15 protein-coding genes and 1 pseudogene are annotated in these 13870 nt (G+C 59.1%); 6 read left to right on the plus strand and 10 right to left on the minus strand.

Annotated features, from left to right (window positions below; genetic code table 11):
- Positions 1–56: 56 nt before the first annotated feature.
- The 7 genes and pseudogenes from M2400_RS18245 to M2400_RS18275 form a co-directional block, all read right to left on the minus strand.
- Complete coding sequence (locus M2400_RS18245) at positions 57–410, minus strand: hypothetical protein (protein ID WP_259197464.1); 354 nt, start codon at positions 408–410, stop codon at positions 57–59.
- A gap of 93 nt (positions 411–503) precedes the next feature.
- Positions 504–712: pseudogene (locus M2400_RS18250) on the minus strand (hypothetical protein).
- Between the two features lie 688 nt (positions 713–1400).
- Positions 1401–2045, minus strand: a complete 645-nt coding sequence (locus M2400_RS18255; RefSeq protein WP_259197465.1) for an acetyltransferase — start codon at positions 2043–2045, stop codon at positions 1401–1403.
- 271 nt (positions 2046–2316) lie between these two features.
- Positions 2317–2520: a hypothetical protein gene (locus M2400_RS18260; protein WP_259197466.1), complete on the minus strand. Its 204-nt coding sequence runs from the start codon at positions 2518–2520 to the stop codon at positions 2317–2319.
- Positions 2521–2805: 285 nt separating this feature from the next.
- The gene (locus M2400_RS18265; RefSeq protein WP_177046271.1) at positions 2806–3363 is read right to left on the minus strand and encodes a Smr/MutS family protein; all 558 of its coding nucleotides are present in this window, start codon (positions 3361–3363) and stop codon (positions 2806–2808) included.
- A gap of 75 nt (positions 3364–3438) precedes the next feature.
- Complete coding sequence (locus M2400_RS18270) at positions 3439–3759, minus strand: hypothetical protein (RefSeq protein ID WP_177046270.1); 321 nt, start codon at positions 3757–3759, stop codon at positions 3439–3441.
- 130 nt (positions 3760–3889) lie between these two features.
- On the minus strand, positions 3890–4480 hold the full coding sequence (locus tag M2400_RS18275; protein ID WP_177075533.1) for a cysteine hydrolase family protein: 591 nt from the start codon (positions 4478–4480) through the stop codon (positions 3890–3892).
- A gap of 240 nt (positions 4481–4720) precedes the next feature.
- On the opposite strand from M2400_RS18275, the gene prmB reads away from it, so the two are divergent.
- On the plus strand, positions 4721–5629 hold the full coding sequence (prmB, locus tag M2400_RS18280) for a 50S ribosomal protein L3 N(5)-glutamine methyltransferase (RefSeq protein WP_259197467.1): 909 nt from the start codon (positions 4721–4723) through the stop codon (positions 5627–5629).
- Positions 5630–5766: 137 nt separating this feature from the next.
- Here prmB and M2400_RS18285 read toward each other — a convergent pair whose 3' ends face one another.
- Positions 5767–6570, minus strand: coding sequence for a hypothetical protein (locus M2400_RS18285; RefSeq protein WP_177046266.1), 804 nt, complete (start codon positions 6568–6570; stop codon positions 5767–5769).
- Between the two features lie 100 nt (positions 6571–6670).
- The gene (locus tag M2400_RS18290) at positions 6671–7633 is read right to left on the minus strand and encodes an alpha/beta hydrolase (RefSeq protein ID WP_177046264.1); all 963 of its coding nucleotides are present in this window, start codon (positions 7631–7633) and stop codon (positions 6671–6673) included.
- A 143-nt stretch (positions 7634–7776) separates the two neighbouring features.
- On the opposite strand from M2400_RS18290, the gene aroC reads away from it, so the two are divergent.
- The 4 genes from aroC to M2400_RS18310 all read left to right on the plus strand — a co-directional run bounded on the left by aroC (position 7777) and on the right by M2400_RS18310 (position 11275).
- On the plus strand, positions 7777–8868 hold the full coding sequence (aroC, locus tag M2400_RS18295; protein WP_177121045.1) for a chorismate synthase: 1092 nt from the start codon (positions 7777–7779) through the stop codon (positions 8866–8868).
- A gap of 148 nt (positions 8869–9016) precedes the next feature.
- Positions 9017–10168, plus strand: a complete 1152-nt coding sequence (locus tag M2400_RS18300; protein ID WP_259197499.1) for an MFS transporter — start codon at positions 9017–9019, stop codon at positions 10166–10168.
- A gap of 28 nt (positions 10169–10196) precedes the next feature.
- Positions 10197–10742, plus strand: a complete 546-nt coding sequence (locus tag M2400_RS18305) for an acireductone dioxygenase (protein WP_177046263.1) — start codon at positions 10197–10199, stop codon at positions 10740–10742.
- A 245-nt stretch (positions 10743–10987) separates the two neighbouring features.
- Positions 10988–11275, plus strand: coding sequence for a response regulator transcription factor (locus M2400_RS18310; protein ID WP_177115845.1), 288 nt, complete (start codon positions 10988–10990; stop codon positions 11273–11275).
- 52 nt (positions 11276–11327) lie between these two features.
- Here M2400_RS18310 and M2400_RS18315 read toward each other — a convergent pair whose 3' ends face one another.
- Complete coding sequence (locus M2400_RS18315; protein WP_003216777.1) at positions 11328–11606, minus strand: DUF3509 domain-containing protein; 279 nt, start codon at positions 11604–11606, stop codon at positions 11328–11330.
- Positions 11607–12003: 397 nt separating this feature from the next.
- Between M2400_RS18315 and M2400_RS18320 the strand changes: the two genes are divergently transcribed.
- On the plus strand, positions 12004–13830 hold the full coding sequence (locus tag M2400_RS18320) for a long-chain-acyl-CoA synthetase (RefSeq protein ID WP_259197468.1): 1827 nt from the start codon (positions 12004–12006) through the stop codon (positions 13828–13830).
- The last annotated feature ends 40 nt before the right edge of the window (positions 13831–13870 follow it).

Below are 13870 nucleotides of genomic sequence, written 5' to 3' on the forward strand. Positions count from 1 at the left end.
TTTCAATTTCGTGTCGAATTCTATACAAATTGCACACGTAAAGCCAAAAGCAGATGTCATTTTGCCTGTGCTGTGATTTTCTTTAGTTCCTTCAGCAGCCGCTGGTTCTCCTTGAGCAGGTAGTCGCGCTGCTCGGCAACAAGCTTCATGCTTAGAATGGCGTGCTCTATGGACGTTCGCTTTAATTCGCCGAGTTCCATCAGCGCTGCCTTCAGTGCGCTCTCTGCGTTGCCCTTACCTGCGGCCAGCACATCATTCATCTGCACCAGGCCGGATATGTTCGCCCGTGCTTTGCGGAGTTGCACCTGCAGATCGGCTAGCTCATCTTCGATCATCGAGCAGTGGTGTTTGTACACTTCCAGGGGTGTAGGGCATCCAAGCCACTCGCAGGTGTCTTCGTCGATGTTCATGAGGTGGAGTTCCGAAAGCTGTGTTTACATACAGTATTCGAGATTTGGCCAAGGGGAAGGCTTGAGGCGACGAACTGCAGGTTTGCCCGACGATCAGTCAGGCGCCATCAGCACGGCCAGGGTCAGCTTGATGAACTCTTCGTTCTCATCGATGGTGTGCAGAGCGCCGCGCACGTTTTCGGCCACGTCAGCGGAACCGCGCAGTTCGACCCAGTTCGATAACTCCATAATCGAGGCTTCAAGGGCCAGCTGTTTTTCTACAGCTTGGAGAGCAGAGAAGGGAGCAGGTCTGAGTTGGGCATCGGCGTTCCTCTGGTGGAGTGAACAGCTTAGCAGTGGGGCTTAGAGCAGTGGGCTAAGGATTGTTTTGTGTGCGCTCTGCAGGATACCGGGGAGGGGGAAGTGCAATCGATTCGCCTGCATTAACGGGATCTTTGCGGTAGCCTCGATAAATCAATCCAAGAGGTGGCAATGGTTATGGCAAAGTCGTTGTACGGCGTTTACTTTATTTTCACTCTAGGAGTTGTCGGAATGGGCTATTCATTTTTTCGGCGTCCCATGACGTTGAGCAAGACACTCTCGCATGCCTGAGGCTGCCGCAGATCGAGATGGATAAATGCATGGATCTTATGAGCCGGCGAGCTACCAATCTTCGTAAAGCAGCTGGGTTTTTTAGTGGACAGAACGACTACTAGGGTAATGTTCACCCGGACGTTGGGCCGGCTCAAAATGCATGGGGTGTTGTCGTAGAATGGCAAGATTCAACGCGCATCAACAATAGCGGCGGTGAGCGATGCGGGAATGTATCGGCGATGAATCACTGTATCGACACCGTGTCTGTGAATGCGCGAGCCAAGTTTAATAACGTAAACGTTAACACTAACTTTGGCTCGATTATCAGGAGTGGCTTTCTCAGGCCGCGAATAGGTAGCCCAGCGGTATTGACTGGGTCATTGGTGCTGACTGTGTTGACTGCTGCGTGGTTTCGCCTCAGCCGTTCTGCCCCCGCTCCAGAACCCTGGCCGGGTTGCCAACGACCGTTGTATTCGGTGCAACGCTCTTGGTGACCACGGCGCCCATCCCAACGATAGCGCCGGCGCCGATCACGATGGGGCGGTCTGGGGCGCCTTGCTTGATGACTGCCCCAGTACCGATATAGGCGTGATCCCCGATCACCACGGCGCCATTGCAATGGACGCTTGGCGCGAACGTCACAAAGTCACCAATGACGCAGTCGTGCGCGACGTACGAGTATAGATTGGCATGGAAGAATCTGCCGATCTTGGCGTTCGATGTCACCATCGAGAAGGGACACATGATCGCGCCTTCGCCAATTTCGTTGTTGGTGAGGCTCAGCGTGTTGCTGGCAGATATGGAGAATGGCTTGGCGCCCGCGGCGATCATGCGATTGGCGATCGTCTCGCGTACCTGGCTGCCGGCAATTGCGATATTGAAGAACCGGTCGCCATCCAGGCCAGCAAACTCGTCGCCTGAGATCACTTCAAAGCCGTTGACGCTGGTTCCTGCAAGTCGGTCATCAATGAAGACCAGGCGCGAACCGCGAATAGTTGAAGCTACCAGAGGCATGATCTCACGGCCAAACCCGCCAGCACCGAAAATTGCAAACGTATCCATACGCATCCTTTTGTGTTGTTCGGTCCAGCGGTGATCATAGACCACGCTCGGCGAGATGGAGTGTTGTGTTCAGTCGGCAGAACGCCGGGAAGTGGGAACCACTGTAGGAATATACAACGCTAAGTTATTGATTCTTATAGGGTGAAGCTGGGACTTCGGTAGCTTTCTAAAGAGCGTACTTTCCCTTATGGATCAATCGGTTACAGATGTTCAGGGGTCACCTTGACATGGTGGTTCTCAAGGTGATCTAGGCCAGTTGTGCGATAGGACCTTATCTAGGGTGCATCTGGCGGATGATGCTCTCAAACTCATCTTCTGCTTTGTGAAGCGAAGCTCGAGCAGACAGCCAAGCATCTAAATCTTCTAAAGTGGGCGCCGGCTTGTCTTGGATTAGCTCCCATTGCTCACAGTGTCGATCATAGGCAAGGTTTGCTTTCTCTCTGGCGCGATCAAGGTATTCAGTAGTGTTTGGCATGCCTGTATTCCTTACCTTGTCGAGCTGGTTGTAAGTCTTCCAGCTGAGAGTTGGGAGCGCCGCGGCTCGTACCACTTTTTGTACCAATGACCGTGTTTGGCAGGGTAAATCCGGGTGCTGCTGGGTAAGCAACCCCCCGGAAACATTGGCTTTCGCTACTTACCACTACCCTCTGAAAATCGCGGTGTAATTCTGTTCCAGGGACATGAAACTACCTGTGGGATTTTCGCAAACGGCAAGGGTACGGTGGCCGACACATCGCTGCAAGCCTGACGATGGCACTTGTTACTCGTCGCGGCCTTCCATCATGGTGCGCTTGAGCATCACATACACCGCGCCAGCGCCGCCGTGGCGCGGCTGGCACGAGGTAAAGCCGAGCACTTGGGAATGCTGGCGCAGCCAGGTGTTGACGTGGCTTTTGATCATCGGCCGCTTGCCGTCCAGGCGCACGGCCTTGCCGTGGGTGACGCGCACGCAGCGGATTTCGAATTTGGTGGCTTCGGCAAGAAACGCCCAGAGGGTTTCGCGGGCTTTTTCGACGTTCATGCCATGCAGGTCAAGGCTGCCCTCGAACGGGATCTGGCCGACCTTGAGCTTGCGCATCTGGCTTTCCTGCACGCCGTCGCGGGCCCACATCAACTCGTCTTCGGGACCTACATCAATAACGAATTGGTCCGACAGGCCGTCCACGGTGGTGGCGTCCGTGCGCACGGTCGCCGCCTGGCGCAGCTTGGCGATCTGGGCGCGGTCGGTCTTGGGTTTGCCGGTTTCGGCGCGATCGTGCTTGATCGGCTTGACGCCGCGCAGCTCGTTCTTGAACAGGGAAAAATCGTCGTCTTGCATGTCAGCCTCCGCGAAGGGCGGGCAGTTTACCTAATCGCGGCGGCTTGATGCGCAACAAACGCTATCTGTGCGCCATCAGTCGTGCTTTTTCATCAGGTGCGAGGCGATGTTCAGTGACAAGGGTTGGCGCATGCGCCGACGGCAACGGCGCCACAGCCATAGGCCGAACCACAGCACCAGCAGGCCGATCACCAACAGTATGGCAGAACCGCCAGGGCTGGCATTCAGCTCGCCCAGGGCCGGTGAGTGTCCAAACAAACCAGCGGCGCCGGCAATTGCCAGCAGCACACCCGCTATCGCAAACAGCGCGGCAAAGCCGGCGCCGATGCGCAGACGCCAGTTGCTCGGGCCCTTGGGGCGCAAGCGACGTGCATCAAAACCATCGGATATCTTCATTCCGACCTTTCCTCCAGGGTATCGGCCCTTCGACCGGAAGATACACAGGTTGTTCCGGGTACAGAGGCAATTGCAGCAAATGAGAGGCTTTTGCGGATGAGCGGGTGGCTACCCGCTCATCGAAGGTCGATCAGATCAGATCTTTGGTCAAGGCGAGGGTGGCGAAGTTGTCAGCCATGATGGCCATTTCGGTCTGCTGCACGTGGTCGGCGCTGAGGATGCCGCCTTTGTAAGGCAGGTCGCGGGTGGCGCAGGCGTCTTCCACCAGGGTGCAACGGAAACCCAGATTCTTCGCCGCGCGCACGGTGGTGCTGACGCTGGAGTGGCTCATGAAGCCGCAGACGATCAGGTCCAGGGAGCCGAGGTCTTGCAGGTGCTTTTCAAGGCCGGTGCCGTGGAAGGCGCTGGGCAGCAGCTTGCCGATGATGGTTTCGTCAGCCTGGGGTTCAAGCCCCGGGATGAATTCACCGCGCTCGCCCTGGGGATCGAACAGCCCGCCCACCGTACCGAGGTGGCGCACGTGCACGATCGGGCGCCCGGCGTTGCGCGCGGCAGCGGTCAGTTGCTTGATGTTTTCGACAGCAGAGTCCATGCCCGACAGGGCGAGGGGACCACTGAGGTATTCCTTCTGGGCGTCGATGATCACGAGGGTCGCATGGTTCAGGTTCGCCGCTGCGTAACCACGACCGCTGAGTTGAAACATCGTCTTTGGAACGGACATTCTGGGGCTCCTGTGAGTGGGGCTTTTGTGACATTGTCCTCTGGCTGAGCGCTTCTGTGAATCGCTACCATCGTAAGGTACGCCGTTGTTGGCGTGTAGCGATGTCAATAGGGCACTACGTTTAGGCAAAAAGCCCAATTAAGATGAAATCCGACGTGCGGCAAAGGGTTTTTTCGTACATCGTCGGTACAGCTTAAGGCTGTTAGAATCGCCGGTCGTTTTTTCCAGGAGCTTGCCCCCGTGATCACTTCTCGCCTGCGCACCTTGCGCGACCATATCCGTTGGGCCGTCAGCCGTTTCCATGGGGAAGACCTGTTTTTCGGCCATGGCACCGACAACGCCTGGGATGAAGCTCGGCAACTGGTGCTCGGCGCCTTGCACCTGCCATGGGAAATTGCCGACAGCTACCTGGATTGCAACCTGGAAGAAGAGGAAATCTCCCACGTGCAACGGTTGCTGCACCGCCGCATCCACGAGCGCGTGCCGACCGCCTACCTGTTGAAGGAAGCCTGGTTCTGCGGCATGTCGTTTATCGTCGATGAGCGCGTGTTGATTCCACGCTCACCGATTGGCGAACTGATCGAAAACCGCTTCGAACCGTGGCTGGGCACACCGCCGGCGCGCATCCTTGACCTGTGCACCGGCTCCGGTTGCATCGGTATTGCGTGCGCCTACGAGTTCCAGGACGCCGAAGTGGTATTGGGCGACCTGTCTTTTGAAGCGCTGGAAGTGGCCAACCAGAACATCGAGCGCCATGGCGTCGACGAGCGGGTGTACACCGTGCAGGGCGATTGCTTTGATGGTTTGCCTGGCCAGCGTTTTGACCTGATCGTGTCCAACCCGCCGTATGTCGATGCCGAAGACTTTGCCGACATGCCGGACGAATATCAGCACGAGCCGGAATTGGGCCTGGCGTGCGGCGATGACGGGTTGAACCTGGTTCGGCGGATGCTGGCCGAGGCGGCAGATCACTTGACCGAGAAGGGCTTGCTGATTGTCGAAGTGGGCAACAGCCAGGTTCACGTCGAGGCGTTGTACCCGGAAGTCGACTTTGCCTGGCTGGAGTTCCAGCGTGGTGGGCATGGTGTGTTCATGTTGACGGCTGAGCAGTGCCGGGCGCATCAGGCGGTGTTTGCCGCCAGGGTCTGATCTAACGGCAGGAATGCGGTCAGTGTAGGAGCTGGCTTGCCTGCGACAGCGGAGTGTCATTGCCGGGGATGCCGGCTGATACACCGCTATCGCAGGCAAGCCAGCTCCCACATTGGTATCCGGTTTCTGCAGAAGGATTACCGATGCGTCGCAATCCAGATCAACAACCCCGCCTGAAACACGGTAAACGCCACCAGGCAGGTAATCGTGAAGCGCAGCCCGCTGTCTTCGCGCTTGAACTTGGTGACCTTTTCCTCTTCCTTGCGCAGTTTCACTTCCTGCTCGGCCAGGTTCTGCTCGGCCTGTTGCAGCATTTGCGCCGCTTCCAGAATCTCCACGAACTGCAGTTTTTCAGTGTTCCAGCTGTCCAGCACGTCACTGACCTTGCCCGGCTGCACGTTGCCCTTCAGATGCTGGACATCGGCATACGCCACATCAAACCCCTGAATGCGCAGGAAGTGATCCCGGCGCAGGCGCGTGGCTTCGTTGAGCGCGTCCTTGTTGGCCAGGTCAACGCCGTCGACACGATAGTGCGCCCACTTCTTTTTCGCCCAGGCAGCGCCCTGGGCTACCAGGAAACGGCCGATACCGCGGTTCGCCGGTTCGATCTCCAGGCTGTTGCCCGGGCCAAAGTGCACCCGCTGGGTGGCGTGATCGACCCAGATATCCAGGTGATTCTGTTCCCGGCGTACCCGCTGGCCAGGCAACTGAATGACCATGCGCAGCAGGCTGTGGTCCTTGTTATTGCGTTCGGCCCAGCCAAACTGCACAAAGCGCAGTGGCCTCACGCCGGTGGAGCGATCGGTGGCCAGAGGGGCCAGGCGCAGCATCTTGAAATGTTCGGCCTGGACCTCCGCCCACGGTAACGCGGCCGATGCGGCGGCTTCGGTTTCAGCCGTGCTCTCGGCGGTAGATTCGGGTGTTGCTTCGGTGTTCGTCATTCGGCGCGATCCTGTCCAAGCTCTGCGGGCCGACAGGCTTTTTGCTGTCGACCCATGGCTTATCGGCCGTTTTACTCAGGACTGGAGGGGGAATACTCGCTTAACTGGCGCGAAGTCCGTCGATAAAGCGAACCAGGCGCGTGCCCAGTTCGGCAGCCAGCGGCAACTGAGGGTCGTTATAGGATTCCAGTTGCTGCTTCACGTCATTGGGCACGATCCGCATCACGTGGTTCATGCCCTCGATCACCGTCAGCTCGGCGTCGGGCTTGGCCTTCTGCAGTTGTTGCGCGTCGGCCACGCCGACCTGCAGGTCATTGGTGCCCTGGACGATCAGCGCCGGCATCTTCAGTTTGGCAAACGCTGCCGACGGATCGGCGCGGAACAGGCTGATCAGATAAGGCTGCACGCTGGGTCGGAAAATGCCCTCAAGCGGCGTGGGTACGTCGGCATCCACCTGGCCGGCCTTGAGGTGGTCGAGAATCTGGTTGCTGCGTAGCAGCAGCGCCGGTGGCATGTGGTCGGCCAGTTGCTGGCGGATCACCTGGTCCACCGGGCGCGCACTGCCGGACAGGGAAATCACCCCGGCCGGGTTGAGCTGCGGGGCGGCGAGGGCGGCGACCAGTGCGCCTTCACTGTGGCCCAGCACAATCAGCGGGCCCATGCGCGGGTCGGCCTTGAGCAGCTTGCCCCAGGCCACGGCGTCGGACACGTAGGCATCCAGGGTCAGGTTGCGTTCATCGGGGGTGGCGGCAAGGCTGGCGGCTACACCGCGCTTGTCGTAGCGCACGCTGGCGATGTTGTGTCTGGCCAGCACCCAGGCCAGGCGCTTGAGGCTGTCGTTGCGTGCGCCATCGGCGCTGTTACCGTTGCGGTCGGTGGGGCCGGAGCCGGGAATGATCAGCACCACCGGCACTGGCTTGTCGGATTTGGGCAACAACAGCGAGCCAAACAGCTCGCCACTGCCGGTGTCCAGGCTGATAGGCCGTTGCAGCACGACAGGGGAGGCGGCGAAGCCAAGGCTGGAAAACAGGGTGAGGGTCAAAAGCAGAACTCGCAGCATCATCGCGCCATCATGAGGAAGGTGCCGGTTGGACCAACGTCTACCGGTAAGGTTTCGAGGATGAACTAGTCGGTTAGCCTGCGTATACTGGCCGCCTTAAGTTATTACGGTTGACTTGATTCAACTGATTTCACGGAGCGCCCTGCATGTCCGGCAATACCTACGGCAAGCTGTTCACTGTTACCACCGCGGGCGAAAGCCATGGCCCGGCGTTGGTCGCCATTGTCGACGGCTGCCCGCCGGGCCTCGAGTTGTCCCTGGAAGACCTGCAGCGTGACCTCGACCGCCGCAAGCCCGGCACCAGCCGCCACACTACCCAGCGCCAGGAAGCCGATGAAGTCGAAATCCTCTCCGGCGTGTTCGAAGGCCGCACCACCGGGTGTGCCATTGGCCTGCTGATTCGCAACACCGACCAGAAGTCCAAGGACTACTCGGCGATCAAGGACCTGTTCCGCCCGGCCCACGCCGACTACACCTACCACCACAAGTACGGCGAACGCGACTACCGTGGCGGTGGCCGCAGTTCGGCGCGGGAAACCGCGATGCGCGTGGCGGCGGGGGCGATTGCCAAGAAATTCCTGGCCACCCAGGGCATCGTGATTCGCGGCTACATGAGCCAGCTCGGCCCGATCGAAATCCCGTTCAAGACCTGGGACAGCGTCGAAGACAACGCCTTCTTCTGCCCCGACCCGGACAAGGTGCCGGAACTGGAAGCCTATATGGACCAGTTGCGCCGCGACCAGGATTCCGTCGGCGCCAAGATCACCGTGGTTGCCGAAGGCGTGATGCCGGGCCTGGGCGAGCCGATCTTCGACCGCCTCGACGCCGAACTGGCCCATGCGCTGATGAGCATCAACGCCGTCAAGGGTGTGGAAATCGGCGCCGGCTTCGCCTGCGTGGCCCAGCGTGGCACCGAGCACCGTGACGAGCTGACCCCGGAAGGTTTCCTCAGCAACAACGCCGGCGGCATCCTCGGTGGCATCTCCTCCGGCCAGCCGATTGTTGCGCACCTGGCCCTCAAGCCAACGTCCAGCATCACCACGCCGGGCCGTTCGATCGATGTGCACGGCAACCCGGTGGACGTGATCACCAAGGGTCGTCACGACCCGTGCGTGGGCATCCGTGCCACGCCGATTGCCGAAGCGATGATGGCTATCGTGCTGATGGATCACCTGTTGCGCCATCGCGGACAGAACGCCGATGTGAAGGTCAGTACGCCGGTGTTGGGCCAGCTGTGACGGTGTGTGGCGAGCGAGCTTGCTCGCGCTGGGCTGCGAAGCAGCCCCAAAGCCTGCAACCCGGTGTTACCTGGAAAAATGCGGCGCTTCTATCGGGGCCGCTTCGCGACCCAGCGCGAGCAAGCTCGCTCGCCACAAGCCACTTATGCTGACGGGAGCACTCCCGTACTGGCGACTCTCCAGCTTCTACCTGTTCTATTTCGCCCTGCTGGGGGCGACGGCGCCGTTCCTGGCGCTGTACTTCGATCACCTGGGGTTCTCCAGCGCGCGCATCGGCGAGCTGGTGGCCATCCCCATGCTGATGCGCTGCGTGGCCCCCAACCTGTGGGGCTGGCTGGGGGACTACACCGGCCGGCGCCTGGCCATCGTGCGCTTTGGCGCGGTGTGTACCCTGGTGAGCTTCTCGCTGATCTTTGTCAGCAAGACCTACGCCTGGCTGGCGCTGGTGATGGCGTTGCACGCGTTCTTCTGGCACGCGGTGCTGCCGCAGTTTGAAGTCATCACCCTCGCGCACCTGCAGGGCCAGACCTCACGCTACAGCCAGGTGCGGCTGTGGGGCTCCATCGGTTTTATTCTCACCGTGGTGATCATGGGGCGCCTGTTCGACTGGCTGAGCCTGGACATCTACCCGGTGGTGGTTGTGGTGATCATGGCGGGCATCATCGGTGCCAGTCTCTGGGTGCCGAATGCGCAGCCGTTGACCCAGGGCAATCGCCTGGCCGGTGACGGCTTTCTGCGACAACTGCGCAGCCCCGGCGTGCTGGCGTTTTACGCCTGTGTGGCGTTGATGCAAATGAGCCACGGCCCGTACTACACCTTCCTCACCCTGCACCTTGAACACCTGGGCTACAGCCGTGGGGTGATCGGCATGCTGTGGGCGTTGGGCGTGGTCGCCGAAGTGTTGATGTTCCTGGCCATGAGCCGGGTTCTCACGCGCTTTTCGGTACGCCGGGTGCTGATGGCGAGTTTCCTGCTGGCGGCCGTGCGCTGGTTGCTGCTGGGCTCATTCGCCGAATTTTTCTGGGTGCTGTTGTTGGCGCAAGTGATGCACGCGGCGACCTTCGGCAGTTTTCACGCGGCGGCCATCCAGTTCGTGCAACGCAGCTTTGGCGCTCGCCAGCAGGGCCAGGGCCAGGCACTGTATGCCGCACTGGCCGGTACCGGCGGCGCATTGGGCGCACTCTATTCAGGTTACAGCTGGAACCTGCTGGGGCCGACCCTGACCTTCAGCATTGCCAGCCTTGCGGCCCTGGCCGCCGCCATAATCATTGGCATTCGATTGCAAGAGGAGAGGCCATGAGCCTTTCCCGTGACAGAGGAAGAGTTTGATGAGCTATCTCGCGGTTTACCCCGTCTCCACCCCCGACACCCCGAACAAGGTGCTGACTCACCTCGACGATATTGCCTCGACCCTGGCCGAACTGGGCGTGGGTTTCCAGCGCTGGCAGGCCGCCGCCCGGCTTGAGGCGGGTGCCAGCGAGGCTGAAATCATTGCCGCCTATCAGCAGCCCATCGACCAACTGATGACCGAGCGCGGCTACACCCACGTCGATGTCGTCAGTATCAGCAACGACCATCCGCAGAAAGCCGAACTGCGTGCCGAACGGCTCGACGAACACCGTTTGGCGCAGGATCACGTACGCTTCTTCGTCGCCGGACGTGGCCTGTTTACCCTGCACATCGAGGATTATGTGTACGCGGTGTTCTGCGAGAAAAACGACCTGATCGCCATCCCGGGCGGCATCGCCCATTGGTTCGACATGGGGGAAAACCCGCATTTTGTGGTGATCCGCCTGTTCAACGGCGAAGAAGGGCTGGCGATCAACCTGACCGGCGATACCATTGCCACAGGATTTGCGCGCCTGGAGGACTGAGTCCGAAGGGATGTTGAGGAAACAGCCTCGGTAGTTGAGGCTGTTTTAAACTTCAACCCATATGCGTTGGAAAATGTTGTGGGAAGAAACTTAAAGGTCTGTAAGTAACAGATGTTTATCGCGGCACTGACTTAATATTTCCACTCTTTGTGTAACTCTCTCTCCCCTAATTATTTGAATGCCTGTCAATAGGAGGAATCCGAATGTCGGCGCTACAAAGGCCTATGGAAGTGGGGGAGGCAGAAATGAGCGGCCCAAAGCAGCTGGAACGACCGTCCACTGAAACAGATCACACGCCCATTGCCGTCAAAAGCAAGGCACGCACGGTATTGTCAGGCAAACCCCTGACACCTAAGGAACTGGAGATTCTGCGCTGGGCAGTCGAGGGTAAGACAGTGTGGGAAATCAGCAGGATTCGCTCAATCTCCCAAGCCACGGTGAAGTTTCACCTGCGCAACATCTACGGCAAGTTGCAGGTATGCAATCGGGTACAGGCCGTGAACGAGGCGCTCAAGCTGCAGTTGTGTCAATAAAAAGGCCGTGATGCGTCAGCGCATCACGGCCTTATTCATTGCGGCAAAACTATCAGGCCGAATGGTAAGTCGGCAGGGCAAAGCGGTTCTGGCTTTGCAGCATCGAAATCTGCGGCAGATCGCTGGCTTGTTCAGCCAGGTCACGGCGAATGGCGCTGATGACCCAAGTGAGTTGGTCGGCCGTGTGCAACTGCTGATAAGAGATCGAACGTTTGATCTGCTTGCCTTCGCTGTTACGCAAGGTCAGCAGGATGCCGCCATCCGGACGCGCCTGGGTGGTGACGTCGAAATTGGAGAACACAGAAGAAAACTTATCTTGGATCAGGCTCATGTCTATCAGCTCCGTTAGCTCGTGTTTTGCAGCGTGGAGTGATAGGTGCAGTGATTGTGCCAGTACTGGTTATCTTAAAAAATCGTTATAAATCAGTGATTTGAAAAATTTTAAGATTTTCAGTTTCGTGCAATTTGCATGAATGGCCATCGTGCATCCTGCATTTTGCGTGGTTCTGCGTAAGATTTATCCGCAGGCGCGCAAGGCAGGTCTTCCATAGTGACCGCGAAACGGGCGGTTAAATTCCTTTTCCTTATGGGATACAAAACTTTTCAAATCCTGCATGTACAGCCAAAGAATGGCTGGCGTATTTTCCTGCAAGGCATCCGGCGCCAGTCTTACGGTGCAAAGGGTGTTTGAGGGTCATACGAACAATAAGAAAAAGGACGTTCCCACCATGAACCACCCGCCAAGTGACATGATCACCTGGGGCATGATGCTGCGTAAGGTGCCCACCATTGTCCGTGCGTTGCCGCGATTGGTCCGCGGTATCCGCGTTGCCAACATCACCGACCCCGACCAGCCATGCGGCCTCGGTTGGACCTTCGAGCAAGCCACCCAACGCAACCCTGATGGCGCCGCACTGCTGTATGGCGACAAGGTGCTCAGCTACCGCCGGGCCAACCAGCAGGCCAACCGCATGGCCCACTACCTGCAAGCGCAGGGCATCGGCAAGGGCGACGTGGTGGCGTTGTTTATCGAGAACCGCCCCGAGTTGTTGCTCAACGTGCTGGCCGTGGCCAAGGTCGGCGGCATTTGCGCGATGCTCAATACCGCGCAAACCCAGGCCGCACTGGTGCACAGCCTCAACCTGGTGACGCCGGCGGCGATCGTGGTCGGTGCCGAGTTGGTAGGCGCCTACGAGGTGGTTCGCAGCCAAGTGAGCATCCAGGCGGATAAAACCTGGTTTGTCGCCGATCAGCAGCCGGACAACGTGCCGGCGGGTTATGTCGACCTGATGGCCGCAAGCGCTGACCATTCGCTGGAAAATCCCGCCAGCACCCAGCAGATCTACTTCAACGACCCTTGCTTCTATATCTACACCTCCGGCACCACCGGTTTGCCCAAGGCCGGCATTTTCAAGCACGGCCGCTGGATGAAGTCCTCGGCCAGTTTCGGCACCATCGCCCTGGATATGGGCCCCGAAGACGTCGTCTATTGCACCTTGCCGCTGTATCACGCCACCGGCCTGTGCGTGTGCTGGGGTTCGGCAATTGCCGGGGCGTCGGGGTTTGCCATTCGCCGCAAATTCAGCGCCAGCCAGTTCTGGGACGAGGTGCGCCGCTTCAACGCGACCACCCTGGGCTACGTCGGCGAGCTGTGCCGCTACCTGATCGACCAGCCCGCCAGTGAGCTGGACCGTGACAACCGGGTGACGAAGATGATCGGCAACGGCCTGCGCCCCGGCGTCTGGGCCGAGTTCAAGCAGCGCTTTGGCGTCGATCACATCTGTGAGCTGTACGCCGCCAGCGACGGCAATATCGGCTTCACCAACGTGCTGAATTTCGACAACACCATCGGCTTTTCTCTGATGCACTGGGCACTGGTGGACTACGCCCACGACAGCTGTGAGCCAATTCGCGGCAGTGACGGTTTCATGCGCGAAGTGCCGAAGGGCGGCCAGGGCTTGTTGCTGGCCCGGATCGATGACAAGGCACCTTTCGACGGCTACACCGACCCCGAGAAGAACCGCAAGGTGGTGCTCAGCGATGTGTTCGAAAAGGGTGACCGCTACTTCAACACCGGCGACCTGCTGCGCAATATCGGTTTCGGTCACGCCCAGTTCGTTGACCGGCTGGGGGACACCTACCGCTGGAAAGGCGAAAACGTCTCCACCACCGAAGTCGAGAACATCTTCCTGCAGCACCCGCAGATTTCCGAAGTGGTGGCCTACGGCGTAGAGATCGAAAACACCAATGGCCGCGCCGGCATGGCGGCCATCACGCCCGCTGAATCCCTGGCATCCCTGGACATGCGCGAGCTGCTGACGTTTGCCCACGGGCAGTTGCCGGCGTATGCGGTGCCATTGTTCCTGCGGATCAAAGTAAAGATGGAGACGACCGGCACCTTCAAATACCAGAAGGTAAAACTCAAGGAGGAGGCATTCGACCCGGACAAGGCGGGCGATGATCCGATCTTTGCCTGGCTGCCGGGATCGGACAGCTACGTGCCGGTCACCGGGCAACTGCTGGCGGACATCCAGGCGGGCAAGTTCCGTTATTGATTCTGGCTATCGCCGCTTTTGGGAAAAAAGGCATGACAGT

Source organism: Pseudomonas sp. BIGb0558 (genome assembly GCF_024807515.1).
Lineage (GTDB): Bacteria > Pseudomonadota > Gammaproteobacteria > Pseudomonadales > Pseudomonadaceae > Aquipseudomonas > Aquipseudomonas yamanorum_A.

Bases quoted from the DNA above. Each gene is read 5' to 3' on its own strand.
- aroC (WP_177121045.1), top strand. From the start codon at position 7,777: ATGTCCGGCAATACCTACGGCAAGCTGTTCACTGTTACCACCGCGGGC.
- M2400_RS18260 (WP_259197466.1), bottom strand. From the start codon at position 2,520: ATGCCAAACACTACTGAATACCTTGATCGCGCCAGAGAGAAAGCAAAC.
- M2400_RS18290 (WP_177046264.1), bottom strand. From the start codon at position 7,633: ATGATGCTGCGAGTTCTGCTTTTGACCCTCACCCTGTTTTCCAGCCTT.
- M2400_RS18305 (WP_177046263.1), top strand. From the start codon at position 10,197: ATGAGCTATCTCGCGGTTTACCCCGTCTCCACCCCCGACACCCCGAAC.
- M2400_RS18285 (WP_177046266.1), bottom strand. From the start codon at position 6,570: ATGACGAACACCGAAGCAACACCCGAATCTACCGCCGAGAGCACGGCT.
- M2400_RS18315 (WP_003216777.1), bottom strand. From the start codon at position 11,606: ATGAGCCTGATCCAAGATAAGTTTTCTTCTGTGTTCTCCAATTTCGAC.
- M2400_RS18245 (WP_259197464.1), bottom strand. From the start codon at position 410: ATGAACATCGACGAAGACACCTGCGAGTGGCTTGGATGCCCTACACCC.
- M2400_RS18275 (WP_177075533.1), bottom strand. From the start codon at position 4,480: ATGTCCGTTCCAAAGACGATGTTTCAACTCAGCGGTCGTGGTTACGCA.
- M2400_RS18310 (WP_177115845.1), top strand. From the start codon at position 10,988: ATGAGCGGCCCAAAGCAGCTGGAACGACCGTCCACTGAAACAGATCAC.
- M2400_RS18270 (WP_177046270.1), bottom strand. From the start codon at position 3,759: ATGAAGATATCCGATGGTTTTGATGCACGTCGCTTGCGCCCCAAGGGC.
- M2400_RS18265 (WP_177046271.1), bottom strand. From the start codon at position 3,363: ATGCAAGACGACGATTTTTCCCTGTTCAAGAACGAGCTGCGCGGCGTC.
- M2400_RS18320 (WP_259197468.1), top strand. From the start codon at position 12,004: ATGAACCACCCGCCAAGTGACATGATCACCTGGGGCATGATGCTGCGT.
- M2400_RS18255 (WP_259197465.1), bottom strand. From the start codon at position 2,045: ATGGATACGTTTGCAATTTTCGGTGCTGGCGGGTTTGGCCGTGAGATC.